This is a genomic window from Nocardioides salsibiostraticola (genome assembly GCF_054783655.1).
The window spans coordinates 413,383-439,484 of sequence record NZ_BAAGQD010000026.1; the positions used below are offsets into that span (position 1 = coordinate 413,383).

Consider the following 26,102-nt stretch of genomic DNA (forward strand, 5'->3'; position numbering starts at 1 on the left):
TATATGGTCCTGCCATGATCTGGTTCAAAGCCTCCCGTGCACTGACCCTCGCTGCCGCCCTGGTCGGCCTCGCCGCCCTTCCTGCAGCATTCAACGGCACCCCGAGGTCCTGGATGGCGGACCCGGGTGGGGTCGCCATCGGCGTCCACCTCGACCTGGTGGCCGCCCTCCTCATCACCTTCGTCGGACTCATCGGGTGGGTGGTGGCGACGTACTCCGCCACGAACTTCCGCGGGCGGGCCCAGCATGACCGGGCCGGCGCAGCACTCTTCCTGGCCCTTGTCGCACTCCTGGCCACAGTCAGCGGGGGAAGCCTGGTGAGCATCGCGCTGGGGTGGACGCTGAGCGGACTCGCCGTCACATCCCTGGTCGCCCGCGCAGGCGGGCCTGACGCGGCCGCCGCCGCCCGATTGCTACGTCGGTACCTTCTGGTCGGCGACGCCTTCCTGTGGAGCGGAGTAATCGTCGCTGCTCTGACCTTCCCCTCCCTGGAACGCTCTCGTCTCGACGAGCTCGACGCCGGCTGGAGCACCACCCTGGTCGCCCTCCTACTTCTGGGCGCCGCCGTGGTCCGTACCGGCCTGGTGCCGGCGCACCGCTGGCTGCCCGAGACCGCCGAGGCGCCCTCGCCCGTCTCCGCTCTGCTGCACGCCGGCGTCGTCAACGGTGCCGGTGTCCTGGTGCTTCTCACCTGGCCGCTGTACGCCGCAGCCCCCGCCGCCCTTCTGGTGCTGGCGATCCTGGGTGCCGCCTCAGTGGTGGTCGGAGTCCTGGCGGGTCGTGTGCGCAGCGATGTGAAGGGTCGGCTCGCCTGCTCGACCACTAGCCAGATGGGCTACATGAGCCTTCAGCTCGGGCTCGGCCTGCCGGCTGCCGCACTGATGCACCTGATCGGCCACGGCGCCTACAAGTCCTGGCTCTTCCTCCGCGCTGGCGGTGCCGTGGGGCGGGCCAAGGCGCTGGTCGTGCCGCAGACCGGCCGCTCTGCGCACGACACTGCTTGCGCCGCCCTCGCGGTGGTCGTGGCCAGCCTGGTCGCGGCCCCCGCCCTCATCGTCCTGATCGACACCACCGGGGTGGCCGCGGTCGTGCCGATGCTGCTGGCCTTGCTCGCCGCGGCTACGGCCGGACGCGCAGTCGCCGGACTGTCCCGGGTGACCCTGCGCGTCCAGTGGGGCGTGTCCACCGCGGGCGGGGTACTCGCGGGCGGCTACATCTGGTCGGTGCTGGGGAGCGACAAACTCCTGGCTGTCGCCCTGCCGGTGGAAGTGGTGTGGGGTCCTTTGGCGGGCTCCCTCCTGCTGGTCGCCGCGGTCCTCGCCGCCCTACTCATCGTCCGCGGTGACCGTGACCTGACGGCCCGCCCGGACTCGGCTCTCGCCATGATGTTGCTGCGCACCGCGCTGACCCCCGGACCCGGTGCCCGCGGCTGGCAGGCAAGTCCCCTGGCGGTGACCGCGGCGACTGACCCGGGAGCGGACTACGACGACAACGAGGTGCGGGTCGCGGCCGTGGTCCTGGCGGCCGCACTCGTCGGGCCGGCGTGGCCCCTGCGCAACCTCGTCGCGGCCAACACCCTTACTCACCTCGAGAAGGTCTCCTTCGACGTCGCCCTGGCAACCTCCGCGAAAGCGCACGGGGTCTCGGGTCGACCCTCGCTCGACTACTTCCTCGGCCAGCACGACGCGGGCCGCATCACACAGGAACACCTCAACGCAGCCCTCGCCGAGTCCGGCGATCAGGCGGCGCTGGCCGACTTCGTGGAGACCACCCGCGCCCTTGCCTTCATGGCAACACCGTCGCTCCTGACCGCGCGTCCCGTTCTGCGCAGGTGCGAGGCCCTGCCGCCCGGGCACCGCGAGACCGTGACGCGGATGGTCGACGAGCACACGGCTCTGTGGGCCCAGCGCTCCTGGTCGAGCGCCGTCGCGGCGCACGACCCCGGTCCGTGGACCCGCTGGCGTGCGGCAGCGGCTCAGTCGTCGTACGACCGTGCGCTCCGCCTGCCCGGTGCGGCTGCGGTGGTGGCCACATTGCCGGAGGACCCGGCGGCAGCGATCGGTGTGCTCGCGGAGTCGATCGACCTCCCGCTGGACCGGCTCACCGGCTACCTCATCGCCACCTTCGTCAGCGTCCCCGGCTGGAGCGGGCACGCCGCTTGGCGGGCCCGGCGGGCCGGTGACCCGGGACCTCTCGTCGAATGGGCGGCCCTGCGGATGGCCCACGACGCTCTCCTCTCCGGCGCGATCGGCGCGGTCGGTGCGGACCTGCCACCTCAGAAAGACGAGCCCACGTCGTCGAGCGCCTGGGAGCAGGCCGACCCTGCCCTGGTCGACACCCACTCCGGGGTGTGGCAGCGCGCCCTGGAGATCGGGGTCGAGAACTGGCTACTGCCCGAGGTCACCGACCGGGACCGGTCGAGGAACGCCGGTCACCCGGCACCGGAGGACGCGCCGATCAGCCAGTCCCTGTGGTGCATCGACGTTCGCTCCGAACCGGTACGTCGCCACCTCGAGGCCCAGGGTGCGCATCGCACCTTCGGCTACGCAGGGTTCTTCGGCGCCGCTGTTGATCACCTCGACCCCGACTCGATCACCCACGAGCGCTGCCCGGCACTGATCGCACCGAGCTTCATCGCCCGGGAGAACGTCTCCCCGCTCCGGTTGAGTCAGGTGCTGCATCGCACCGTCACCTCGGTGAGCCGCAGCCCCTTGGGTGCGCTGGTGGTCGCCGAGGCGGGGGGCGGACTCGCCGCCGTGTCCTCGCTCGCCGCCACCCTGCATCCTCGACTGCTCAGGCGGATCTCAAGTTGGTGGACCCGTGGAGCCAGTGGTCCCGTGCGTCCGGACCTTCGCACCGACCTGAGCGTCGAGACTCGGGTGGCCATGGCCGCAGCGGCCCTGCGGAGCACCGGCCTCACCCGAGACTTTGCCCCGCTGCTGGTGGTCTGTGCGCACGGAGGCAGCCCCGAGAACAACGCGTTCGCCACGGCCTACGACTGCGGCGCCTGCGGGGGCAACGACGGTCTCGTCAACGCGACGCTGCTCGTCGATGCGCTCAACGACGTGGCCGTTCGTGCCGCACTCACCGAGCAGGGCCTGGTGCTGCCGGACGCGACCCGGGCGGTGGCGGCGCTCCACGACACCACCACGGATACCGTCACGCTCCTGCCGGAGTGCGACCTGTCGCCGAGTGCCGACCGGGCGCTGCAGCGACTCGCCGCTGACCTTCTCGCCGCAGGCCGCGCGGCTGCCAGCGAGAGGGCCCTTCTCTTGCCACAGAATCAGCCAGCGCGTCACCAATCCTCCTCGCGTCGCGCCGCGGACTGGTCCGAGCCGACCCCCGAGTGGGGTCTGGCGGGCAACGCCGCCATCGTCATCGGCCCGCGGTCACTGACCGAGGACGTCGACCTCAAGGGGCGTGTCTTCCTCCACTCCTACGATCGCGACACCGATCCTGAAGCACTGGTGCTGGAGCAACTGCTGACCGCGCCGTTGGTTGTCACCCAGTGGATCAACAGTCAGTACTACTTCTCCGCGGTTGCTCCTGCGGTCTTCGGTTCGGGCGACAAGACGACTCACAACGTGGTCGGAGACGTCGGGGTACTGCGCGGAGCCCACGGTGACCTGCAGACCGGGCTTCCCTGGCAGGCGCTGTTCCGCAGCGAGCCGGGCTCCCGTCCCGACGCCGAGAGTCTCGTGCATGAGCCGGTGCGGTTGCTAGCAGTTGTCGTGGCCGACCCGGCCATGGTGCGCACGATCGTCGGACGTCACGAGGGCCTGAGGAACCTGGTGTGTCACGCATGGATTCGACTCGTCTGCGTCGACCGGGGGGAGCCGATGCGGCTGCGTCCCGATCTGACGTGGGAGCCGTCCGGTCGGATGTCGAAGCAGGAAGCCATCATCGGTCCTGAGGACCCTCACGCGGTGGGTGTGCGAGCGGCGGCGCTTCTCGAGGAGTGACCTCCCGGGCCTGAAGGCGCTGCGCCGGACAACGCCGGTGGATCACCAGGAGTCGACGGTCAGGTGCAGAGCCTTGAGGTTTCGGCCGATCTCGTCGGGGTCGGCACCGGAGCGCATCACGACGTGCAGACCCAGCAAGTAGGTGCTGAGCAGATCCGTTCGGGCGGAGGCCAGGTCGGCATCGACGTCGGGAGGCAGCACCTGCGCCACGAGTCGACTGATCTGCTCGCGCATCTGCGTGCGGTAGTCGGTTGAGAAGTCGTAGCCGGGCAGGACGCCGCGCAACTCGTTCGAGGCCATCACCATCAGGCATCCGTCCCGACCCTTGGCCGAGATCGCATCAGACTCGAACAGGTCCAAGAACCGGTGCGCGCCTTCCTTGCCGGGTCCGGCGGCCTCGATCAGGGTCGCGAACATGGCGATGCGTTCGGCGAGGTAGCGGCGCAGGACCGTGGCGAAGAGTTCTTCCTTCGTGCCGAAGGTCCGGTACAGGCTGGGCTTGTGGACTCCGCTGGCCGCCACGATGTCCGACATGGACGTCGCGGCGTAGCCCTGACGCCAGAACAGCGCGGTGAGTTCTGAGAGCACCGCCTCCTCGTCGAAGAGTCGGGGCCGCCCGACGGCTGCCTTACTGGTGGTTTCCACGCCCCCATCGTACGCCGAGATCTGGAGTTTGTAACCCCTCGGTAGCAAACTCTGGGGGATTAAGGTACCGTTTGGTACTGAACGTGATTCGAAGCCACGGCCCCCCTGAGGTGGCCCCAGAACGAGGAGACGCTGATGACTGACTTCCAGCTGCACGACGAGACCACCGCACCCGAGGCGAGCCAGGAACTGCTGGCCAAGTCGAAGAAGCAGAACGGCATGATCCCGGCGCTGCACGCGACGATGGCCGAGGCGCCGGGCCTGTTGGCGGCGTACCAGCAGGTGCACGAGCTGTTCGTCGGCTCCAGCCTCGACAAGGACGAGATCACGGTGGTCTGGCAGTCCATCAACGTCGAGCACGCCTGCCACTACTGCGTCCCGGCCCACACGGCGATCGCCAAGGGGATGAAGGTCGACGACGCCATCACCGACGCGCTTCGCGACGGCACGGAACTGCCCAACGACCACCTCGAGGCGCTGCGCACCTTCACCCTGGCCGTGGTTCGCGAGCGCGGTGCGGTCGACGACACCGCTGTGCAGACCTTCTTGGACGCCGGCTTCACCAAGCGTCAGGTGCTCGAGGTCGTCCTCGGCGTCTCCCAGAAGGTGATGTCGAACTACACCAACCACCTGGCTCAGACCCCGGTCGACGAGCCCTTCCAGAAATTCGCCTGGAACGGAACGGCCGTCAACGCCTGAGTCCTTCTGCAGATGCCCTGCCGCGTCCCCTCCGGGGGCGCGGCAGTTCGCACACCTAGCCGAGTCGGGCCGCCCGCTTCGCCGCCGCGGCATCACGCTGCTCGGTGAACCTGGTGGCCTGTACGTCGAGCGCCTCGATCGCTGCGGCGAGTTCGTCGCGGGCGCGTTCGCCCTCCTCGTCGAGTCCCTCGAGTTCGAGCAGCCCCCACTGCCGCACCAGCGGCTGGACGATGTCGTCGTGGTGGATGCGCAGGTCGTAGATGCCGGCCTTGGCCATCTGGACCGCCTTGCGGGCGAAGCCCGGGATCACCGACCCGGGCATCTGGAAGTTGATGACCTCGTCAGCGATGGCGCGCATCGTGGGTCCGGGGGAGAGTTCGAGGGCGGCCTCCACGATGTTGCGGTAGAAGATCATGTGCAGGTTCTCGTCCTTCGACACCCGCGAGAGCAGCTTCTCCGCGATCGGGTCCTCGGTGATCCGGCCGGTGTTGCGATGGGAGACCCGTGTCGCCAACTCCTGGAACGACACGTAAGCACACACGTGCAGCAGCGACTTGTCGTCCGCGTAGTACCCGGCCTCCATCGTCTGCATCCGCGCCCGTTCGAGCTCGTCGGGATCTACGCCGCGGGTCACCAGGAGGTAGTCGCGGATGCAGAACGCGTGACGTCCCTCCTCCGCGGTCCACCGGTTCACCCACTCGCCCCACGCGCTCTCGCGACCGAAGGCCTGCTCGACCTCGCGGTGGTAGCTGGGCAGGTTGTCCTCGGTGAGGAGGTTGACCTCCAGCGCGGTCCGGGCGATGGGGGACAGTGACGACTGCTCCAAGGACCAGGGTTCCCCGTCGAGCAGTGCGAAGTTGCGGCCGTCGGCCCACGGGACGTACTCGTGGGGCATCCACTCCTGCGCCACCTGCAGGTGCCGGTTGAGGTTGGCCTCGACGGTCGGTTCGAGTTCCTTGAGCAGCGTCGCGTTGTCCATGTCTTGGCTTACCACCTCCACCGCGTCGAGCGGAAGCCCCTCGTGCGCCTGCAGGCGCAAAAGAAGCTGCCATGGTGCGGTGGGCTAGTCGGTGGTTGGCTCTCTGGACAATCTGCACCTAGAGTCACATTCGTGTCCCAATTATCTGAACAACTCGTTGAAGAAAAGTTGACGAAGGAACTCGCCGGAACGCTCTTCCTGTGGGCTGGCCCCGCGCTCGCGTTCGTGGTGGCTCTGCTCCACACCAGCTGAGGCCCCCGCTGCGCAGATCGGCTGTCGTGGCCTCAGGTCACACGCGTCAGCGGTTGAGCAGTTGTCGCGCCATGACGACCCGCTGGACCTGGTTGGTGCCTTCGTAGATCTGGGTGATCTTCGCGTCGCGCATCATCCGCTCGACGGGGAAGTCCTGGGTGTAGCCGTAGCCGCCGAGGAGTTGTACGGCGTCGGTGGTGATCTCCATCGCTGCGTCGGAGGCGAAGCACTTGGCGGCCGCTCCGAAGAACGTCAGATCCGCGTCGCCCCGCTCGGACTTCGCTGCTGCGACGTACACCATCTGGCGGGCGGCCTCGAGCTTCATGGCCATGTCCGCGAGCATGAACTGGATTCCCTGGAAGTCGGAGATGCGCTTGCCGAACTGCTGACGCTCCTGCACGTAGTTCACGGCGAAGTCGAGGGCTCCCTGCGCGATGCCGACGGCCTGAGCGCCGATCGTGACGCGCGTGTGGTCCAAGGTCAGCAGCGCGAGCTGGAGTCCGGTCCCGGGCTCACCGATCATCCGGTCGGCGGGGATGCGGACGTTGTCGAAGAGCAGTTCCCGGGTCGGGGAGCCCTTGATGCCGAGCTTGCGCTCCTTCTCCCCGAAGGTGAAGCCCTCGTCGGACTTCTCCAGCACGAACGCGCTGATCCCCTTGCCGCGCGGAGCGTCGGGGTCGGTGACGGCCAGGACCGTGTAGAACTCCGAGATGCCGGCGCCGGTGATCCAGGACTTCTGGCCGTTCAGCACATAGTCGCCACCGTCGGCGGTGGCGCGGCACTTCATCGAGGCGGTGTCGCTGCCCGCGTCGCGCTCGGACAGACCGTAGGAGAAGCCCTCGCCCGCGGCCAGGCGGGGGAGGTAGCGCTGCTTGAGGTCCTCGGACCCGCCGAGGATGACGGGCAACGAGCCGAGCTTGTTGACCGCGGGGATCAGCGAGGACGAGGCACAGCCGCGCGCCACCTCCTCGATCACGATGCAGGTGGCCAGGGCATCGGCGCCCACGCCGTCGTAGGCCTCCGGCACGTGCGGGGCGTGGAAGTCGGAGGCAACCAGAGCGTCGTGCGCCGCCTGGGGGTACTCCGCACGGTCGTCTGCCTCGGCCGCGTGCGGTGTCACCTTGTCGGCCACCAGGTCACGGACCATGGCCCGCAGCTCCTCGTGGTCGTCGGTGATCCGGAACCACTCGCGTGCGATGTTGGAGTCGGCAGTGTTCGTCATCGGTGTTACCTCTTCTCGTAGGTGTAGAACCCGCGGCCGGACTTCCGGCCGAGCAGTCCCGCGGAAACCATCCGCGCCAACAAGGGCGGCGGGGCGTAGAGCGGTTCTTTGAACTCCTCGTACAGGGACTCGGCCACGGCCTGCGTCGTGTCGAGCCCGATCAGGTCGGCCAGCGCGAGAGGGCCCTGGGGGTGCGCAGCCCCGCGCACCAGTCCCTCGTCGATGTCTTCGGCGGTGGCGAACCCGGACTCCATCATCCGGATCGCGGAGAGGATGAAGGGGATGAGCAGGGCGTTGACCACGAAGCCGGCCCGGTCCTGGCAGTCGATGGCCCGTTTGCCGAGCTGTTCCTGCACGAAGTGGCGGGCCTGTTCGGTGGTCTCCTCAGCGGTCAGGAGACTCGGCACCAACTCGACCAACGAGAGCACGGGAACGGGGTTGAAGAAGTGGATCCCCATCACTCGCTGGGGGCGGCTGGTCACGACGGCCAACTTCATGATCGGGATCGACGAGGTGTTGGAGGCGAGGATCGCGTCGGGCGAGGTGAGGATCGTGTCGAGACTCCGGAACAGGGCCGTCTTCGCGGCCTCGTCCTCGACGATCGCCTCGACGACCAGGTCCCGGTCCGCGAGCTGTTCGAGGTCACTGACAACCCGGATCCGGCCGAGAACCTCGTCGGCGCTGGGGATCTTCCCGCGGCTCTCGGCGCGTCGCAACGAACCCTCGATCCGCTCGAGCCCGGCCCGAGCGGCGTCGTCGGTGGATTCGACGACCACGACATCGACGCCGGCTCGAGCCGACACCTCGGCGATGCCCGCCCCCATCAGGCCGCAGCCGACAACACCCACACGTTCGATACCGCTCATCTGGACTCCGATACTCAGTGTCACACTTATGGAACTTAGTGTCAGAGCCTAGCATCGAATCGGAGGAGGACTTCCATGACCGAACCAGAGGTGGCGGCAGACTCGCGGGTCCGCGTGGTGGACGCGGCGTTCGCGTTGTTCGCTGAGCGGGGCTACGCCCAGGCGACGGTCGACCAGATCGCGGACCGGGCCGGAATCAGTCGGTCGACGTTCTTCCGCATGTTCGCGAGCAAGGAAGATGTGATCTTCCCCGACCACGAGGATCTCCACCGCCGCATCCGTGCGCGCCTGGCGGCCGCCGGCTCCGACGGCAGCATGCTGGCGGTGGTCGAGGGGGCGCGCATGGTCCTCGACCACTTCCTCGCCGAGGGCGACCTGGCTCGTCGGCGCTACCGGTTCACCCGCACGGTGCCGACGCTCCGCGACCGCGAGATCGCCGGGATGCACGGCTACCAGAAACTCTTCCGCGACTTCATCCGCACCTGGATGCCCCCGGGCCCAGGAGCCGAGGTCCGCTCCGAACTCATGGCGAACGCAGTCGTCACGGCCCACAACGTCGTACTCCGACGCTGGCTTCGCGACCTCACGACGCAACCCCACGAGGAGTTCGACACCGCCATCCGCGACGTGATCGCGCTCTTCGACGGGACCAGCGGGGATGCCGACACCACGGTGTTGGTGTTCCGGTCCGGGATGGGCGTGGAGACCCTGCTGCCCCGCATCCGAGAAGCGCTGGTCAGCCCGGCCACGATCGACGCAACCGAGCACCTCGGGTCCGACGCGACCTGAGGATCAGGTCGGTTGAGGGTGTGATCGCACCGTCGTGGAGCCCAGCAACCCCCGGGCGTGCGCGATGGCGGTTGGGGTGTCCGGCAGGATCCGACCCTTCGCACGAAGCTCGGCCCCGGACCCCAGGGAGCGCAGGACGTCGTCGTGCTCGGGGGTCAGGCCGGAGAGCAGGACCACGATGCCACGCCGCTCGAGCCGGGTTATGGAGTCGGCCAGAACGCTCGCTCCGGTGGCATCGAGCGTGCTGACCCTCGACATCCGCAGGATGACCACGTCGACATCCGCCACATCGGGTAGCTCCAGCAGGAGCCGGTGGGCGGCACCGAAGAAGAGCGGCCCGTCGATGCGGTAGACCACGATGTGTTCGCTCAGGAGGGCATGTTCCTCGGCGCTGTGATCGCTGGAGTCCAGAGGGATCTGGTCCATGCGCGCGCTGTGGGCCACCGTCCGCAACGCGAGGGCGACCGCCACCGCGACCCCCACCCCGACCGCGGCGACGAGGTCGACGGCCACCGTCACGGTGAAGGTGAGTACGACGATCACGGCGTCCGAGCGGGTCGCGCGAACAAGCGCTCGTAGGGCCCCGGCCTCGAACATCCGCAGGCAGGTGGCGAACAGTACGCCGGCCAGTGCGGCCAGCGGGATGCTCGAGACCAGCGGTGCGGCAGCGAAGACAAGGGCGAGCAGCACCAGCGAATGGGTCACGGCGGCCAGGCGAGAGGTAGCGCCGGCGCGCACGTTGACCGCGGTTCGGGCGATCGCGGCGGTCGCCGCCACACCGCCGAACATCGGGGTCACGATGTTGGCCATTCCCTGGCCGAAGAGCTCACGGTCGGGATCGTGGTGCTCGTCGATGGTCATCGCGTCGGCCACCGTCGCGCACAGCAGGCTCTCGAGGGCCGCGAGCGCGGCGATGGCCAGAGCCGCGGTGATCAGGGCGCTCGCTGCGCCCACGTCGATGAAACTCAGGGAGGGGGCCGGCAGGCCCGCCGGCAGACGACCCAGCGACACCAATCCCAGATCGAAGGCGCGTGCCACGACCGTCGCCAGGGCCACGCCGATGAGCGAGAACGGCACCCCGGGTCGCCATCGGGCGCCGAGCACCATCAGGGCCGCCACCAACAGGGACATCACGAGGGGAGCGGCGTGCGGGTCGCCGACGAACAGGCGGACGGCATCAGCCGCGCTGGCCCACACCTTGTCGCCCGTGGCGTCGGTGACTCCGAGCGCAGCGGGCACCTGCTGCAGGGCAATGACCACCGCGATGCCGGCGGTGAAGCCTTCGATCACCGAGACGGGCAGATAGCGCACGTAGCGGCCCAGATGCGCGATGGCCATCCCGACCAGGATCAGCCCGGCCATCAGGCCGACCATGAACACACCGGCGGGCCCGTGCTCGTGGACCACCGGGATGAGGACGACGGTCATGGCCCCGGTGGGTCCGGAGACCTGGATGTTGGAACCGCCGAAGACCGCGGCCACGATGCCGGCCACCACCGCGGTGACCAGGCCCGCCTGGGCGCCCATCCCGGAGGCGGCGCCGAAGGCCAGAGCCAGGGGGAGGGCGACGATGGCCACCGTCACCCCGGCGACGAGGTCCTGTCGTGGATGCCGGCGTATGTCGGTGAGGTCGCTGGTGGTCGGAAGCAGGTTGCGGACCCGCGCCATCGTCTCGCTCAGACGGGGGAGAACCTCCGCGCTCACCGGTCCTCGGAGTTGGCCCGCAGGCTGACGAGCAGCCCCTCCTGCTCGGACCACAAGGACGCCAGGATCCGGCGGGCGTGGAGCAGCAGGTCGGCGACGTCCGGCGACGCCAGGGTGTACAAAACGGCGGCTTTGTCGCGCGAGGATCGAACCAGCCCGGCCCGACGCAGTACGCCGAGTTGCTGGGACAGGTTGGAGGCCTCGACATCGATGTCGGCCAGCAGTTCGTGCACCGGCCGCGCGCCGTCCTGGAGCAACTCGAGCACCCGGATGCGAACCGGGTGGCCCAAGGTCTTGAACAGTTCGGCCTTCGCCACGTTCAGGGGAGTGTCGATGGTGGCGCCCGTCGTTGATGAGTTGATGTATTCAACAGTACATCAACTGAAGAATTCTTCAACTCGATCATTAAGCAACCAGTAGGCCCCCACCCGAGCGATCAGTCGCCCGGCCACTCACCGGTGGTGCGCTCGAAGACCCGGGCTCCGCCGCGGGTGACCAGCGCCTTCACCACCGCGAAGATGGCGCCCTGGACGGCCGCAGCCGCCAGGATCTCCGAGATCTTGTACTCACTCTGCAGGGGCGTCGGCGGGTCGGCGTCCGGCCCGGCGCTGCCTCGCTTCCACACCTGCTGGAAGATCTGGCCGGCGATGGCTCCTGCCACCATGCCGGAGGCGATACCTACTGGCCTGTACAGGATCTTGGCTGAGGTGCTCGTGGGTTGTTCGCGGTGCTTGGTCACGATGTTGGATCTCCCTCCCGGTCGGTGCCGTGTTCTTCTCGGATGTTCTCGCCCTCGACGAGTAGTTCCTGCTCCTTCTGCTCATCCTTCTTCAGCTTGGTGTCGTCGCGCAGCGGGAGCTGCAGGTCCTCCTCCGCCTCGAGTCCGGCCTGCAACTGGCGTCCGCGTTCCAGCTCCGAGTCGAGCTCGGCACCGAACAGCAGCGCGACGTTGGTCAGCCACAGCCACAGCAGGAAGACGATGACGCCCGCGAGCGCCCCGTAGGTCTTGTTGTAGCTGGAGAAGTTCGCCACGTAGAACCCGAACGCCACCGAGGCCAACACCCACACCAGGATCGCGAAGCCCGCGCCGACACTGATCCACCGGAACTTGGGCTGCTGCACGTTGGGCGTGGAGTAGTAGAGCAGCGCCACAATCAGGACGACGACCACCAGCATGATCGGCCACTTCACGATGCCCCACAGGGTCACCGCGGTGGAGCCGATCCCCAGCGCGCTACCGACGGCCTCGGCGGCCGGTCCGGACACCACCAGAGCCATCAGAACGGCAGCGGTCAGCACCACGATCACGGCAGTGACCAGCAGCAACAGCGGGCGCAACTTCCACACCGGCCTGCCCTCGCCGATCTCGTAGATCCGGTTCATCGCACGACCGAAAGCGCCGACGTAACCCGAGGCGGACCACAGTGCGCTGAGCAGCCCGACGACCAGCGCGAAGCCAGCAGTCGAGCCGGTGGAGAGTTCGACCAGGGTCGGTTGCAGGGTGTCTGCCACCGACCCTGCTCCGAGGTCGCGCAGGATGCCCAAGAGCGTGTCGACACTCTGCGGCCCCTGACCGAACACACCGATCAGCGACAACAGCGCGATCAGGCCGGGGAAGAGCGCCAGCACCGCGTAGTAGGTGAGCGCAGCCGCGAGGTCGGTGCACTGATCGAAAGAGAACTCCCGCATCGTCTTGCGGGCGATGTACTTCCACGACCGTGCGGTGAGGTCGTCGGGGGAGTCCGGCTTGATCTCCGCCTCGGGGTCGGGTGCTTGGGAGCGGGTGGTCGTTCCCTCTGTCACCGTCTGGGTCACCGGCGCTTGGCCTTCCAGACCCTGAGGCCCACGAGGACCACGACCAGCGCGACCCCGCCCAGCAACAGTTCGCGCCCGTGATTCTCCTTCAGCTCGACCGCCTTGTCACGCGACCGGGACTTCACGTCGAGCTTGTGACCCAGGGCGTCGACGGTCTCGGCGAGGTGATCGCGTGTCTCGGCCAGATCGGCCTCGATCTCTTCCTTGCTGCGCGGCTCGGGCTCGGTGGCGTTCATACGTGCTTCCCCTTGATCGTGGCGACGTCCTGGCGGACATTGGCCGCTGTGGCGTCGACAGCGGGCGTGGCGTGGTCCATCCGGTTCTTGCCGACGAAGGCGAGGCCACCCGCGGTGAGGAAGAGGACCAACGTCACGATCAGCGCCGCCAACCAGGCGTCGACCACGAGCGCGAGCGCGAGGATCAGGGTGGCGATCAGGGCGCCCACGCCGTACAGCGCGACGACGCCCGCCGCGGAGAAGAGACCTGCGCCGATACCGGCGTCCTTCACGGATTGCTGGATCTCGACCTTGGCCAGGGCCATCTCGTCGCGGATCAGGGTGGAGACGTCGTTGGTGAAGTCTCCGACCAACTGACCCAGTCCAGGGTCTCCCGAGGTCTGTGGGGATGGTTCGGTCACGGCTGTCGTTCTCCTTCTGCGTAGGTAGCGAACGCGCACGCGGACACAGCGTCATACGACCGTGACGACATCGCGCGCGCGAGATCGACTCGCTCCCAAAACTAGGGGCGGGCGGCGACGGCCCGCCACGCCCGTGGGGGTGAACCTGGGCTCAGTCCCGCAGCCGTCGACGAACGTGGTCGGGCGTGAAGCCGTTCTCGATCCCCCACAGGACGGCCTGCGACCGACTGGTCACCCCGATCTTGCGGTAGAGGTTCCTGATGTAGGTCTTCAAGGTGTTGGGGCTGATGTGGGTCTGCTCGTAGATCTCCTTGTTGGTCATCCCCTGGGTGACCAGCGCGAGCACCTCGGCCTCCCGGTTGGACAGCCCGTGATCGTCCCCGGGCCATCGCCCGTATCCCTCGTCGCCCCCGGGGGTCGCCACGACCTGCTCGCCCCGGTGCACCGCTTCGATCGCCTGCACGAGGTCCTCTGCGGAGGCGGTCTTGGCGATGTAGCCATTGACCCCGGCCCTCAGCGCCTCCTCGATCAGCTCGGCACCGACGTTCCAGGTGAACACGACCACCCGGTGGGAGCCGTCGGCACTCAACTCCCGCATGGGCATCCGGTCGCCCTGAGCCTGACCGAAGGTGTCGTAGAGAACGATGTCGATGTCGGCCTGGGGGAACGTGTTGGCGTCCAGCTCGACGATCACGACGCGGTCGGCGTACGGCGCCAGCGTGTTGGCCAGGCCCGCAATCACCAGTTCGTAGTCGTTGACGAGGGCCAAGCGGATCGGGGCGGTGGGCATCATCGAAGTATGTCGCTGGGATGAGCTGGCGCCCGCCGCCAACAGTTCTCCACCTTGACGATCAGTCCGCGGTCCTCGAACGCCTCGAGCCAGCCGAGCATGGGCCACCGTCCCCACCTCTCATAGAAGGTCCCGGCGTTGCGCAGGATGTCGTCGAGGTGTTCCACCGGAGGTCGGGAGACCGGGTGGTGTTGGTGGTAGGCGCGGGCGTCTCCGGTCCAGCCGAACCGGAGCCCCTCGCGCTGGCAGGTGGCCGCGAAGTCGGTGTCCTCACCCCCATAGCCCGAGTAGAGCTCACAGAAGCCACCCGACCTGCGCCACGCCTCGCGGTGGAGAGCAAAGGACAGCGACCAGAAGAGGTCGGGGTTCCGGTCGTAGCACCACTCACCGCGCTGTGGGCTCGGTCGAGCGGGGTGTGGGTCGTCGATCAGAGCATCCAGGCGGTAGCCGTCGGTGCCGGGCGGGGGGAGGTAGGTCACCGGACCGGACCAGACGGCGTCGCGATCAAGGCTGCAACGCGTGCGGTAGCCAGCCACCAGATCCGGCGCGACCACGCAGTCGACGTCCACGAACACGACCACGTCGGCGCCTGCCGCCAGCGCCTCGGTGGCGCCGAGGTTGCGGGCGGCGGCCAACGGCAGCGCCCGCGGATCCGCGTCGATGTGCACCACTCGGGACGTCAATCCCTCCACGGCCGTCGGCGTGATCGCCTCGTCCCCCATGGAGACGACGAGATAGGGATCGGGGAGCACGGTCCCTCGCGCCAGCGAGAGGTGCTGGAGGGCCAGATGATCCCGGCGGCCGCGCGCGATCGTCACCACGGCCACGCGGTCACTCATCGCTGTCCTCCTCGGTGTCGAGCGCCACGGACTCGCACACGGCCAGGAAGCGATCCACGGCCCGCCCGTCACACCAGGACGCCCAGCCCGAGCCGTCGGCGCGACGGGCGTCGTCGAGCACCGACGCCCAGGCGGCATCATCGGGCGGGGCCGCGAAGGCGGGCCACGGGCCGCAGGTCAATGCGGCGGCGAGGAAGCGTTGCTCGTCGTGCGGCCGATCCTGGGGGAGTACGACGGCCGGGAGCCGCAGCGCGGCGATCTCCGCGATCGCGTTCTGACCGGCGTGGGTCACCACCACGTCCGCTGCCCGAAGCAGCTCCGCAGGGTCGTCGACCCACACTCCGTGGGTCCCCAGAACCGTCCACCGCCACTCGGGTTGCGCCTGCTGGATGGTGTCGAGCCGTTCCGGCGTCAGGTCGTCCCCGCCGCCCCCGGTGAGCACGACGGCGTGGAAGGGACCAGCAGCCTGTCTCGGCGGGGGCTCGTGCACCTCGAACCGGGAGAGGCCCCCGATCTCGTGGATGCGGCTCTCGTCGATATCGGCCGACAACTTCACCGGGCCGGCGCCCGGAGGCCAACAGCCGACCAGCGCATCCGAGACTGCGTAGCCGAGTTCGTGCACGGGATCCGAGCGATCTCCGGGCTGGAGCACCGTCACCACGGGAAGACCGTGCAGCCGTGCCAGGAGGACGACCTCCACCGAGACGTCGACCACCATCAGGGTGGGCCGGACGTCCCTGATCCACGAGGAGATCTCCGCCATCCGGTCCCGATGCCCGGGGTGGCCCAGCGGCGCCCAGTGCAGGCGTCCGTTCGCCGTCACCGACTCGGTGGTTCCCGAACTGTCCTCGGCCAACTCCACCCAGGGGCCCACCCACTCGGGCGGTCGCGGCAGCGAGGACAGGCCGACAACCGGTTGCGACGACGCCGCGGCGATGGCCGCGGCCCGGTGCAGATGACCCTTGCCGTGGTGGTGGATGTAGTACCCGATCATCAGGCGGCCTGCTCGTGCTGATCGCAGAGGGCGCGGTAGAGGTCGACGTACTGGTCCACCATGGCGTCGAGCGACAGGTGGGCCTCGGCGTGCGCGCGTACGCCGACCCGGTCCAGTCGAGCGGCCGCCCGCATGGCCCGCGCCAGGGCCTCGGTGTCACCGGGGGGTGCCAACACCCCGGTGCCCGAGGTGACCAGGTCGCCCAGGGCGCCGCGCGCGTACGCCGCCACCGGGGTTCCGCTGGCGGCGGCCTCGGCCGCCACGAGCCCGAACGGTTCGTCCCACGCCGGGGTGATGACACACACCGAGGCGGAGCGCACGAGCCTGCTGAGGTCACGGTGGTCGAGGTGTCCGACGTGGTCGATGCCGTCGCCCAACCGGGGCGTGATCTCACGCCGGTAGTAGTCCTCGTCGCCGATGGGTCCGGCCAGACGCAGCGGCAGGCCCGCCCGGCGGGCCGCGTCGATCGCCTCGTGCGGTGCCTTCTCCGGAACGAGGCGACCCGACCACATCGGATCACCCCCGCCGGCACCCCAGGGGAACCGATCGAGGTCGACACCGTTGGGCACCACGGTGCTGGGCGGCGTACTGCGCCACAGCCGGGCGGTGAACTCACTGACCGACGTGAACGCGGCGGTGCTCGGCGCCAACGCCACCGCTGCCTCGAGCGACGGGTAGGGCGGAGTGTGGAACGTGGTCACCATCGGAGCCGAGATCGCGGCCGCCAGAACCAGCGGCAGGTAGTGCAGGGAGTTGTTGTGGATGACGTCGAACTCGTCGCTCCCGATCAGTCCGCCCACGAGATCGAGGTAGTCCTGGTGGTGTCCGTCCTCGTCGCCGCAGGCCAGTTGCCGCACCGTCGGGCCCCGCCCCTGGCGCGGGGTCACCAGCCGCACGGGGAGGTCCGGGACCGAGCCGGGGGCGGCGAAGAGGGTGACGTCGTGACCCCGCGCAGCCAGCCGCTCCACCAGGGCGTACGTCGCCGCCTCCAACCCGCCCGCAAAGGGCTGACTGAGCGGGAACCGCAGGTGCCCGATCACCCCGATGCGCAGGGCATCCCCGCTTCGCTTCGTCCGCACCGAACATAAGTAATCCGGACCGCGACCCGCCCGCACCACCCCTAGGGAGGGCAGCCGGTAGACGCAGGTCACACGCAGGCCGCAAACGGTCCGTTAGCCACCCTGATGGGTGTTCCGCCCGCCACCGACCACACGTTTGACTGCGGGCAGCGGTGCCCCGACCAGCGGGCACTGGGAGCGACTTGCCAGGAGGGCGGGAATGGCCTTACCCCAGGAGTTCGATCGACCGGTCTACCTCGATGATCCCGAAGTGGGCAACCACCGCGACGTGGTCACCCGTCGACTGCTGGTGAGCAACCTGCATGACTGGCTCACCGCCGATGACCGCACGGGAGTCGACCTGGGATTGTCCGTGATCGACCACTGGTCCCGCGACCTGCCCGTGGTCGGCTCCGGGAGGACCCTGGAACTCTGGTCGATCCTGGCCACCCTGGGCGCGCACGACCTGCAGACCGCACGCACCGTGGAGCCCGACCTCGACGCCCGCAGCATCCTCGCCGAGGCCGAGTTGGATCTGGCCCCGAGCTTCTCCTCCTGGGGCGTGTACGCCGCGGAGGGACCCGGCGTCCGCCTGGAAGCGAGCATGCAGTCGGGGGAGTCGGGCAGGTATGCCCTGAACGGCGTCAAGCCCTGGTGCTCCCTGGCGGCCCGACTGAACAGTGCTCTGGTGACCGCCTGGCAGGGCGACGAGCGCCGACTCTTCGCCGTCGACCTCGGGCACGCGGGGGCCGAGCCCGGTCCCAGCGACGGTTGGGTGGCCCGAGGTCTGCCCGATGTGCACAGCACCTCGGTCACCTTCGACCACGTTCCCGCGCAACCCGTCGGAGAACCCGGGTGGTACCTCCACCGGTCCGGTTTCGCCTGGGGCGGCATCGGCGTCGCCGCGGTCTGGTTCGGGGGAGCGGTCCGCATCGTGCGGCACCTCGGCGCCGCCCTCCAACGCCGCACACCGGACCAGATCGCCTACCTCCACCTCGGGGCTTGCGACGCCGCGCTCCACGGCGCCCGCGTCGCCCTGCTGCAGGCCGTCAGTGAGATCGAGAACGGTGGCGCCCGCGATGGCGCCGGCGCCGTCCTGGCCGCGCGCGTGCGCCACGTCGTGTTCGAGGCTGCCGAGACGATCCTGCGCCACGCCGACCACGCGATGGGCCCGGCACCACTCGCCACCGATCCGGCGTACGCCGCCCACGTCGCCGGCCTGCACCTCTACCTGCGGCAGCACCACGCCGAGCGGGACTCCGCGGCGCTGGGCAAGCAGCTGGTCGACCCCGACCGGCCGTCGACGTGAAGCCCGCCTTCGAGGGCGGGGACGACTCGGTGACCACCCCGGCCCTGTGGCGTGCGCACGACGCCTGGGGCGCCGCCGCGTCCCTGACGAGCTCCGACGTGCTCGGGAAACTACGTCGACGACTGGTGGTCGTGGCGGCCCACCCCGACGACGAGACCCTCGGTGCAGCGGGTCTGATGGCGCTGGCCCACCAGGCCGGTCGAGACGTTCGGCTGGTCCTCGCCACCGCCGGCGAGGCGAGCCACCCCGACTCGCCGACCCACCCACCCGAACAGCTCGCTCAACGCCGCCTCGAGGAGTCGGCCCAGGCGCTGCGGGTCGTGGCACCCCGAGCGAGCACGGTATTCCTAGCCCTCGGTGACGGACACGTGGCCGAGCACCAGGACGCGATCAGTGCGCGTCTGGTCAATCTCATCGGCGACGGGCGGGACTGCACCGTGGTGAGCCCGTGGCGGGGGGACGGGCATCCCGATCACGAGGCCGTGGCCCGGGCCGCTCAGGTCGCCGCGCAGCGCACCGGCGCCGACCACTGGGAGTTCCCCATCTGGTTCTGGCACTGGGCCACCCCCGAGAGCACACCCTGGGACGACCTGGTCCATCTCCAGCTGGACGCCCCCTCGCGCCAGGCCAAGCTGCGAGCCGTCGCCTGCCACTCCAGCCAGGTCGCCGACCTCTCCGACCAACCTGGCGACGAGACCCTGTTGACCGCTGACTTCCTCGAGCACTTCAGCGGGGAGACCGAGACCTTCTTCCGCAGTGAGGGCGAGGACCAGGCCTTCGAGGAACTGCACCAGGAGAACAGTGACCCGTGGGGCACCGAACGGGACTGGTTCGAGCAGCGCAAGCGCGACGTCGTACTCGCTCTGCTGCCGCGACCCCGCTTTCGGCACGCCTTCGAACTGGGGTGCTCCACGGGTGCACTGGCCCGGGCTCTCGCCCCACGCTGCGATCGGCTGACTGCGGTCGACTCGAGTCCCACTGCCCTGGATCTGGCCGCCCAGCACCAGGCCGACGCCGTCGGAGTCAAGGGTGTCGAGGGTCAGGCGAGCGTCGACTTCGAACTGCGCAACGTGCCCGCCGAGTGGCCGACCGGTGAGCCGGACCTGATCGTCATCTCCGAGTTCGCCTACTTCCTCAACGCCGGCGATCTCGAACTGCTCAATCACCGGATCACCGAGAGCGTGGCCGAGGACGGCGCGATCGTGGTGTGCAACTGGCGTCACCCGATCGAGGGCTGGCCCCTCGACGGACCGACCGTGCACGCCTACTTCCGTCAGCACGCCCGGTGGCAGGAATCCGCGCACTACCTCGACGACGACTTCGAGGTGTCGCTCTTCTGCGCGGCCGAGACGATGCCCGAGCCCCGCACATGATCGGGCCAGGTGCCGCCTGTCTGGCCGTGGTCGTCCCGGCCCACAACGAGGAGGAACTCCTTGGCCGATGCCTGCAGGCGTTGACGGTGGCCCGCGATCACGCGAGGGCCGCCCTGCCTGCCCTCGAGGTCACCATCACCATCGTGCTCGATCGCTGCACCGACGACTCCCCGCGGATCGCGCGCGGGTTCGGGGTCGGTGTCCACGAGGTGGAGTTGGGTTGTGTGGGGGCCGCTCGCCGCGCGGGGGTGGAGGTCGCCCGGAGGGGTCAACGGATCGTCGTACCCGAGGAGATGTGGACCCTGCACACCGACGCGGACAGCGTCGTACCCGCCGACTGGCTCGTGCAGCACCACGCGCTGAGTGTGCGGCACGACCTCGTCCTCGGCCGGGTGGTGCCCGACCCGCTCGAGATCGACCCGCATCGCGGGCGACTGTGGGACCGGCTGCATCCCGAGGGCCAGGCCTCGGTCCACGGCGCCAACCTCGGGATCCGGCTCTCGCTCTACGACCAGGTGGGCGGCTTCGACAGCGTTCCGGTTCACGAGGACCGGCACCTGGTCACCGCGGCTCTCCAGGCTGGGGCGGCCTGGACGGTGGGTACCTCGGTGACCACCTCCGCTCGACTGCGCGGCAGGGCACCGGAGGGGTTCGCGTCCTACCTGCGCGACCTCGCCCTGTGAACTGAATCATGCGGGTGCCATCCCCAGGGGTGGTGCTCGCCGCGCCTGCTGCGACCTAGCGTGGCGGCGTGTCGAATCAACAGCAGTCAGCGACGTCCTCGGCTCACGATCTCAAGGCGCTCCATCGCTCGCGCAGCCTGTGGGCCCATCCCGAGATGTCGCAACAGGTCACCGCCTCCCCACCCGATGTCCCCGTCGATGTGCTGGTCGTCGGAGCCGGGATCAACGGTGCGCTCGTCGCCCTCCGTGCCGCCCGCGCCGGGTTGACGGTGCGGGTCCTGGAGGCCTACGACCGTCCCGGCACGCTCGCGTCGGGTCTCAACACCGGCAAGGTGTGCGCCCTGCAGGGCCGCCAGTTGAGCAACATCGACTCGACGGCCGGGCGCAAGGCCGCGGCGCAGTACGCCCGGGATGCGGTGGAGGCAGTCCGATTCGTACGGGAGTTCTGCGAGGAGGTGGACCTGCCGCACCAGGTCGTCGACAGCGGACTGTCGGCCCTGCGATCGCAGGACGTGGACGATCTGCGGACCGAGCACGACCTGGCTCAGACCCTCGGTTTGGACACGGTCCTGCGAGACGCGCCCACCGACGCCGGGTACGCCGTAGCGAGTCTCACCCTGGCCGACCAGTTGCAACTGGACCCCTCGCTGTTCCTCCAGGCCGTCCTGCGTGAGGCGCAGCGAGCCGGCGCCACGATCCAATACGGCTCCCGGGTACGCCGCCAGGCGCCGTCGTCGACCGGGTCGGTGGCGACCCTCGTCGACGGGCGCACTGTCGAGGCGCGCCACATGGTCTACGCGACCGGAGCGCCGCTCCCCGCACGCGGTGGGTACTTCACCCGGCTGAGCGCGCACCGCAGCTATCAGGTCGCCTTCGCCGGACCCCTTGTCGAAACCCCCGCCCTGATCAGCATCGGCGGCATGTCGAGATCCATCCGATCGGTGTCGGGCGCGGACTTCAGTCTCATCGTCGGCGGCGAGGGACACCCCACCGGCCGCGCCGGAAGCGAACTGCAGAGCGTGCAGGCCCTCGTCGACTGGGCCGCCGAGGCGTTCCCCGAGCACACCCCCGTTGGTTGGTGGTCCGCCCAGGACTACATCACCGGTGACCACCGACCGCTGGTGGAGTCCCTACCCGTTCCGAAGGGCACGATCTCGGTCGTCACCGGTATGAACAAGTGGGGCCTGACCAACGCCGTCACCGCCTCCGCGAAGGTTCTCGAGGCCATCGAGGGTCAGACCGAACTGCCGGGCGCTCTGGCCGGTCTGCGTAAGGAGATCAAGCCGGAACGCGCCGTCGCGTTCCTCCAGCGGAACTCGGCGGTGGCGGTCGCGGAGGTCGTCGGATCCTGCCGGGCCGCCCGCGACGTCTCGGTCGGCAAGGACGGCGTCCGCGGAGCCGGGATCTGCAGCCACGTCGGCGGCACCCTGGTCCTCAACGACGCCACCGGCACCCTCGACTGCCCTCTCCACGGGTCGCGCTTCGAACGCGACGGTGCGGTCATCGAGGGGTACACGACCCGCCGCGCGCTCACGGTGGGCAACGACACGTAGGGGACAAACGAGCGTCAGTCGGGGGTGGGCACGTCCGCGCCCCAGCGCTCCCGGCGCTCGGCGTCGGACTGCTCCCACCACCGGTCGCCGCGCTCGCCCAGGGCGACCTTCGCGGCTTGGACCCCCGCTCGGGACCGCTTCTCCTGATCGGTGCCCCGGGTGCTCTTCACGTCGCGACGCCACGCCATCAGGATCCGGGTGAGTTCGGCGCGACGCTCCTCGGGGATGTCCGGATCGGTGGCGCGCCAACGTCGTCCGTCGATGACGAAGTAGTGCCCGTCGTCGGTGCGTTCGGGTTCGCTCACGTGGTGACCTCGACGGTCGCTCGGTCAGCCTCGGGCCCAGGCGAGCAGACCGTCGGTGTCCTTGACGGTGAGCGTCACGCCCGGGTGCAGGATCCGCCCGGTGGGGTCGATCCCCTTGACCGGCTGTCGGAGTTTCAGACAGATGCCGACCCGTCCGTTGGTGGCGAAGGTGACTCCGTTGTCGCTGAAGGACAGGTGTGCCGGACCGGCGGTCTTCACGAAGGCGTAGTCACCCGACAGATTCGCTTCCTCGATGTTGTCGCGAGTGGTCTCCAGTCGCCACAGGCCGAACCGGACGCGCAGGACGTCACCGTCGACCTCGACGTACGCCGTGCGCGGCGTGACCCCGAAGGGCAGCGCGGCGACCCGGTAGGCAGCGTCGAAGTCGAACGAGTAGCGGTGCGACATGGGTGATCCCCCTGATCGGTGCGTGTCGAGCATCCATGTTGGCACCTGGGCCGTGCGGTGGGGACCATCCCCAGGGGTGACTACTCGGCGAGGCCCGTCAACTGCTCGATCTCGTTCTGCTGGTCCTTGACGATCGAGCGGGCCAGACTCACCGCTCCGGGCAGCCGTCCACGTTCCTGCTCGGCCTGCGCCAGATCGATGGCGCCCTCGTGGTGCTGAGCCATGAGGTCGAGCCATTGCGACTCGAAGGCAGTGTCGTCGGTGAGGTCTGCGAGGTCCGAGACGGATCCCGGATCCACCATGCCGGGGGTGGTGGTGGACTCATCGGCGGAGTCCGCGTTCGCGTGGTCGATGGAGGTCTCCGGGATCGGCTCGCCCCAGGAGGTGAGCCAGGTCGTCATCGTTTCCACCTCGGTCACCCGCAGGGTCCGGATCTGGTCGGCCAGGGCCAGGACCTCGGGGCGCAGGTCGCGGCCCTGGGTGAGGGTCACCAGCTCGATCGCCTGCGCGTGGTGCGGGATCATCGTGGACGCGAACTCGACGTCATCGGCGTTGAAGACATCACCGTTCAGGGCGGTCTGAGCGGCCGACGGGGCGTTGGAGCCGCCGGTGTCGTCCCCACACCCCGAGAGGCCCGCCGCCAGCAGGGCCAAGAGGAGCAGTCGGACTCCGAGGGTCGGCCGCCGTGCAGTCATGGGACAAGGGTGCCACGAGGCCTAGGCTGTTGCGCATGAGCTCGGATCTGCTGCCCCTGCTCGCAGCGGGGGTCGGCGTCGTACTCGTTCTGGCCGCCCTGCGCGATGTCTTCCACACGCTGTTCCACCCCAGTGACAGTGGTGCGATCTGTCCACGACTGTGCGCCGGGACATGGTGGATGGCTCGACGACTGGGACGTCAGGCGGGATCTCGTCCGCGGCAACTGGCGGGACCGCTGGCCGTCGTCGGCACCATGGGGGCCTGGGTCGCGATGCTCATCGTGGGCTACGCCCTCATCTACCTCCCCCTCTCGCCCGATCAACTGGCCCGTGGAGACGGCACCGGGCAGGCCGGTCCGTTCCTCGACGCGCTCTATCTGTCGATCACCGCCCTCTCCACCCTCGGCTTGGGTGACGTCGTCATCACGCCCTCGCCCATGCGACTGCTGGCGCCCGCTGAGGCGCTGACCGGCTTCGTGGTGCTGACCGTGGCGATCGCCTGGGTGGGGCAGATCTACCCCGCGTTGGCGCGACGTCGCAGCCTCGCGCTGCAGGTAGGGGCCTTCTGGGAGGCCCACGGTGAGGAGTCCGTGGGCGAGTCGGTGCTGGCCTCGACGGCGAGGAGCTGGACGCCCGCGGCGAGCGGAGTGGTCGTGGACCTGATCCAGAACTTCGAGACCTACTACTTCCACGAGAGCGATCGCCGCCTGTCTCTCGGCACCCTGGTCGTGGGGCTCGATCGGTGCGTGAACCTCCTCGACTCACACACCAACGAGGAGTCGCAGGCCGTCGGCCGAGGACTGGGTCGGGTGCTCGACCACCTGTTCGCCACGCTGCATGAGCAGTACGGCGTCCCCGTGGAACGCGCCGCGGCCCTGGAGCACCTCGCTCCTTTGTAGGCGGTCGCGCTATCAGTCGGCTGCCACACTGGTCGACGCCCGCCAACCTTTCGCACCCAGGAGATCCCGACCAAGATGGATTGTCGTCGAAGGACCCGGCGTAGATGACGGCGCTCGGAGACAAGAGCTCGGATCAGACCGCCGCCAACGCCCATCCGGAATTAGGGGCCCGAACCGCGGCCGCCCTCGTGTTCGGTTCCTCGGCCGCCGTGCTCGTGGTGGAGATCGTTGCCCTCAGGCTGTTGGCTCCGCACTTCGGTCTGACCCTGGAGATGAGCACCCTTGTCATCGGCATTGCCCTGACAGCTATCGCGGTGGGCTCCTGGGCAGGAGGACGTGCGGCCGATGTCGTGCCTGCTCGACGGTTGATCGGGCCGTTGCTCGGGATCTCCGGTGTGGCAGTGGCTGCGACCCCTTTCCTGGTTCAGGGCGCGGCTGCTACCGGTCAGGCTGACCTTCTCCTGCTGGTGGCCACGCTGACTCTCCTCGTGCCGGGGGCCCTGCTATCGGCTGTCACACCGGTCGCCACCAAACTCCGGCTGACGAGCCTGCACGAGACGGGGACGGTCGTCGGACGCCTCTCCGCCATCAGCACGGTCGGCGCGATCGCGGGCACGGTTGTCACCGGGTTCGTGCTCATCTCTCGGGTGCCTGTCACGGGGATCCTGGTCGGGCTCGGCATCGCTCTCGTGCTCGCGTCGCTTCTGGTGCAGGTACTGAGCGGCGGCGGCCGGAGGGGTGCGTTGATTGCCGCCGCGGTCGTTGGCCTCGCCGGGGCAGCATCGGTGGTCGTTCCCGACGGTTGCGACGTGGAAACCAACTACCACTGCGTGGAGGTGCGGGTCGATCCCGTGCGAGACACCGGGCGGTCTTTGGTCCTGGACGGGGTACGACACTCCTACATCGACCTCGAGAACCCGACCTACCTGGACTTCAAGTATGCGCAGACCATGGCGTCGGTCATCGACACCGCCTTCGAACCGCGTGAAGCAGTCAAGGCCTACCACCTCGGTGCCGGGGGACTGACTCTCCCGCGCTACCTCGACGAGGTGCGGCCGGGCTCGATGAGCCTGGTGTCGGAGATCGACGCTGGAGTGGTGGAGGTGGACACCGAGCGACTCGGTCTGGACCTGGGCGAGGGGATCGACGTCCAGGTCGGGGACGGTCGGCTCATGCTGGACGACCTCGGCACTGCGGAGTTCGACGTCGTCGTCGGGGACGCGTTCGGCGGTGTGAGCGTGCCGTGGCACCTCACCACGGTCGAGGCCGTCGGCGCCATCCGGCGTGTGCTCGATGACGACGGCATCTACCTGATGAACGTCATCGACCACGGTCGGCTGGCTTTCGTTCGCGCGGTCGTTGCGACGACCGCGAAGGAGTTCGACCACGTCACCCTGCTCGCCGCTCCAGCCGCTCTCGCTGGAGAGGACGGCGGCAACTTCGTCGTCCTCGCTTCGGCGAGGCCCGTCGACCTCGAGACGCTGGCTGAGCGGATGGCCGAACGGGGGACCGGGTGGGACCAGCTGACAGGTACGGCGCTGCGCGAGTGGGTCGGCGACGCGCCCGTGCTCACCGACGACTACGCACCGGTCGACCAGCTCCTCACTCCTTTCGGCAGTTGAGCAC

26 protein-coding genes are annotated in these 26,102 nt (G+C 69.0%); 9 read left to right on the plus strand and 17 right to left on the minus strand.

What is annotated here, in order from left to right:
* The first annotated feature begins 14 nt into the window (after positions 1 to 14).
* Positions 15 to 3,962, plus strand: coding sequence for a putative inorganic carbon transporter subunit DabA (locus ACYVLV_RS16370; RefSeq protein ID WP_460811472.1), 3,948 nt, complete (start codon positions 15 to 17; stop codon positions 3,960 to 3,962).
* A gap of 42 nt (positions 3,963 to 4,004) precedes the next feature.
* Here ACYVLV_RS16370 and ACYVLV_RS16375 read toward each other — a convergent pair whose 3' ends face one another.
* Positions 4,005 to 4,607: a TetR/AcrR family transcriptional regulator gene (locus ACYVLV_RS16375; protein ID WP_460811474.1), complete on the minus strand. Its 603-nt coding sequence runs from the start codon at positions 4,605 to 4,607 to the stop codon at positions 4,005 to 4,007.
* Between the two features lie 135 nt (positions 4,608 to 4,742).
* Between ACYVLV_RS16375 and ACYVLV_RS16380 the strand changes: the two genes are divergently transcribed.
* Entirely contained in the window at positions 4,743 to 5,306 is a 564-nt protein-coding gene (locus tag ACYVLV_RS16380; RefSeq protein WP_460811478.1) for a carboxymuconolactone decarboxylase family protein, read from the plus strand.
* A 55-nt stretch (positions 5,307 to 5,361) separates the two neighbouring features.
* Here the strand turns inward: ACYVLV_RS16380 and ACYVLV_RS16385 are convergent, their stop codons facing one another.
* The 3 genes from ACYVLV_RS16385 to ACYVLV_RS16395 all read right to left on the minus strand — a co-directional run bounded on the left by ACYVLV_RS16385 (position 5,362) and on the right by ACYVLV_RS16395 (position 8,616).
* A complete protein-coding gene (locus ACYVLV_RS16385) occupies positions 5,362 to 6,285 on the minus strand; it encodes an acyl-ACP desaturase (protein WP_460811480.1) in 924 nt (307 codons plus the stop codon).
* Positions 6,286 to 6,583: 298 nt separating this feature from the next.
* A complete protein-coding gene (locus tag ACYVLV_RS16390; RefSeq protein ID WP_460811482.1) occupies positions 6,584 to 7,759 on the minus strand; it encodes an acyl-CoA dehydrogenase family protein in 1,176 nt (391 codons plus the stop codon).
* A gap of 5 nt (positions 7,760 to 7,764) precedes the next feature.
* A complete protein-coding gene (locus ACYVLV_RS16395; protein WP_460812240.1) occupies positions 7,765 to 8,616 on the minus strand; it encodes a 3-hydroxybutyryl-CoA dehydrogenase in 852 nt (283 codons plus the stop codon).
* A gap of 84 nt (positions 8,617 to 8,700) precedes the next feature.
* On the opposite strand from ACYVLV_RS16395, the gene ACYVLV_RS16400 reads away from it, so the two are divergent.
* Positions 8,701 to 9,414 (plus strand): TetR/AcrR family transcriptional regulator, encoded by a 714-nt coding sequence (locus tag ACYVLV_RS16400; protein ID WP_460811484.1) that lies wholly within the window; start codon positions 8,701 to 8,703, stop codon positions 9,412 to 9,414.
* Positions 9,415 to 9,417: 3 nt separating this feature from the next.
* On the opposite strand, the gene ACYVLV_RS16405 is transcribed toward ACYVLV_RS16400, so the two are convergent.
* From ACYVLV_RS16405 to ACYVLV_RS16450, 10 genes are all read right to left on the minus strand, one after another.
* Complete coding sequence (locus tag ACYVLV_RS16405; protein WP_460811487.1) at positions 9,418 to 11,118, minus strand: SulP family inorganic anion transporter; 1,701 nt, start codon at positions 11,116 to 11,118, stop codon at positions 9,418 to 9,420.
* Complete coding sequence (locus ACYVLV_RS16410) at positions 11,115 to 11,435, minus strand: ArsR/SmtB family transcription factor (protein ID WP_460811490.1); 321 nt, start codon at positions 11,433 to 11,435, stop codon at positions 11,115 to 11,117. The genes ACYVLV_RS16405 and ACYVLV_RS16410 overlap by 4 nt, the downstream gene beginning before the upstream one ends.
* A gap of 119 nt (positions 11,436 to 11,554) precedes the next feature.
* Positions 11,555 to 11,857, minus strand: a complete 303-nt coding sequence (locus tag ACYVLV_RS16415) for a DUF4235 domain-containing protein (RefSeq protein WP_460811493.1) — start codon at positions 11,855 to 11,857, stop codon at positions 11,555 to 11,557.
* The gene (locus tag ACYVLV_RS16420) at positions 11,854 to 12,933 is read right to left on the minus strand and encodes a YihY/virulence factor BrkB family protein (protein ID WP_460811495.1); all 1,080 of its coding nucleotides are present in this window, start codon (positions 12,931 to 12,933) and stop codon (positions 11,854 to 11,856) included. The genes ACYVLV_RS16415 and ACYVLV_RS16420 overlap by 4 nt, the downstream gene beginning before the upstream one ends.
* Complete coding sequence (locus tag ACYVLV_RS16425; protein ID WP_460811497.1) at positions 12,930 to 13,169, minus strand: DUF3618 domain-containing protein; 240 nt, start codon at positions 13,167 to 13,169, stop codon at positions 12,930 to 12,932. The genes ACYVLV_RS16420 and ACYVLV_RS16425 overlap by 4 nt, the downstream gene beginning before the upstream one ends.
* Positions 13,166 to 13,570, minus strand: coding sequence for a phage holin family protein (locus tag ACYVLV_RS16430; RefSeq protein ID WP_460811500.1), 405 nt, complete (start codon positions 13,568 to 13,570; stop codon positions 13,166 to 13,168). Before ACYVLV_RS16430 ends, ACYVLV_RS16425 begins: the two co-directional genes overlap by 4 nt.
* Before the next feature lie 151 nt (positions 13,571 to 13,721).
* Positions 13,722 to 14,360, minus strand: coding sequence for a response regulator transcription factor (locus ACYVLV_RS16435; RefSeq protein ID WP_460811502.1), 639 nt, complete (start codon positions 14,358 to 14,360; stop codon positions 13,722 to 13,724).
* A complete protein-coding gene (locus tag ACYVLV_RS16440; protein ID WP_460811505.1) occupies positions 14,360 to 15,199 on the minus strand; it encodes a glycosyltransferase family 2 protein in 840 nt (279 codons plus the stop codon). The genes ACYVLV_RS16435 and ACYVLV_RS16440 overlap by 1 nt, the downstream gene beginning before the upstream one ends.
* The gene (locus ACYVLV_RS16445) at positions 15,192 to 16,193 is read right to left on the minus strand and encodes a glycosyltransferase (RefSeq protein WP_460811508.1); all 1,002 of its coding nucleotides are present in this window, start codon (positions 16,191 to 16,193) and stop codon (positions 15,192 to 15,194) included. The genes ACYVLV_RS16440 and ACYVLV_RS16445 overlap by 8 nt, the downstream gene beginning before the upstream one ends.
* Positions 16,193 to 17,272 carry a glycosyltransferase gene (locus tag ACYVLV_RS16450; protein ID WP_460811512.1) on the minus strand — a complete coding sequence of 360 codons (1,080 nt, stop codon included), beginning with the start codon at positions 17,270 to 17,272 and terminating at the stop codon, positions 16,193 to 16,195. Before ACYVLV_RS16450 ends, ACYVLV_RS16445 begins: the two co-directional genes overlap by 1 nt.
* 199 nt (positions 17,273 to 17,471) lie before the next feature.
* Between ACYVLV_RS16450 and ACYVLV_RS16455 the strand changes: the two genes are divergently transcribed.
* From ACYVLV_RS16455 to ACYVLV_RS16470, 4 genes are all read left to right on the plus strand, one after another.
* Positions 17,472 to 18,560, plus strand: coding sequence for an acyl-CoA dehydrogenase (locus ACYVLV_RS16455; protein WP_460811515.1), 1,089 nt, complete (start codon positions 17,472 to 17,474; stop codon positions 18,558 to 18,560).
* Entirely contained in the window at positions 18,557 to 19,933 is a 1,377-nt protein-coding gene (locus tag ACYVLV_RS16460; RefSeq protein WP_460811518.1) for a PIG-L family deacetylase, read from the plus strand. Before ACYVLV_RS16455 ends, ACYVLV_RS16460 begins: the two co-directional genes overlap by 4 nt.
* Positions 19,930 to 20,616, plus strand: coding sequence for a glycosyltransferase family 2 protein (locus ACYVLV_RS16465; RefSeq protein WP_460811521.1), 687 nt, complete (start codon positions 19,930 to 19,932; stop codon positions 20,614 to 20,616). The genes ACYVLV_RS16460 and ACYVLV_RS16465 overlap by 4 nt, the downstream gene beginning before the upstream one ends.
* A gap of 68 nt (positions 20,617 to 20,684) precedes the next feature.
* Positions 20,685 to 22,169, plus strand: a complete 1,485-nt coding sequence (locus ACYVLV_RS16470) for an FAD-dependent oxidoreductase (RefSeq protein WP_460811523.1) — start codon at positions 20,685 to 20,687, stop codon at positions 22,167 to 22,169.
* A 14-nt stretch (positions 22,170 to 22,183) separates the two neighbouring features.
* On the opposite strand, the gene ACYVLV_RS16475 is transcribed toward ACYVLV_RS16470, so the two are convergent.
* The 3 genes from ACYVLV_RS16475 to ACYVLV_RS16485 all read right to left on the minus strand — a co-directional run bounded on the left by ACYVLV_RS16475 (position 22,184) and on the right by ACYVLV_RS16485 (position 23,577).
* Positions 22,184 to 22,474, minus strand: a complete 291-nt coding sequence (locus tag ACYVLV_RS16475) for a hypothetical protein (protein WP_460811526.1) — start codon at positions 22,472 to 22,474, stop codon at positions 22,184 to 22,186.
* Positions 22,475 to 22,498: 24 nt separating this feature from the next.
* Complete coding sequence (locus tag ACYVLV_RS16480; protein WP_460811528.1) at positions 22,499 to 22,882, minus strand: hypothetical protein; 384 nt, start codon at positions 22,880 to 22,882, stop codon at positions 22,499 to 22,501.
* Positions 22,883 to 22,962: 80 nt separating this feature from the next.
* Positions 22,963 to 23,577 carry a DUF305 domain-containing protein gene (locus ACYVLV_RS16485; protein WP_460811530.1) on the minus strand — a complete coding sequence of 205 codons (615 nt, stop codon included), beginning with the start codon at positions 23,575 to 23,577 and terminating at the stop codon, positions 22,963 to 22,965.
* Between the two features lie 35 nt (positions 23,578 to 23,612).
* Between ACYVLV_RS16485 and ACYVLV_RS16490 the strand changes: the two genes are divergently transcribed.
* Together ACYVLV_RS16490 and ACYVLV_RS16495 are read left to right on the plus strand one after the other, a co-directional pair.
* Complete coding sequence (locus tag ACYVLV_RS16490) at positions 23,613 to 24,476, plus strand: potassium channel family protein (protein WP_460811532.1); 864 nt, start codon at positions 23,613 to 23,615, stop codon at positions 24,474 to 24,476.
* 104 nt (positions 24,477 to 24,580) lie between these two features.
* A complete protein-coding gene (locus ACYVLV_RS16495; RefSeq protein WP_460811535.1) occupies positions 24,581 to 26,098 on the plus strand; it encodes a fused MFS/spermidine synthase in 1,518 nt (505 codons plus the stop codon).
* The last annotated feature ends 4 nt before the right edge of the window (positions 26,099 to 26,102 follow it).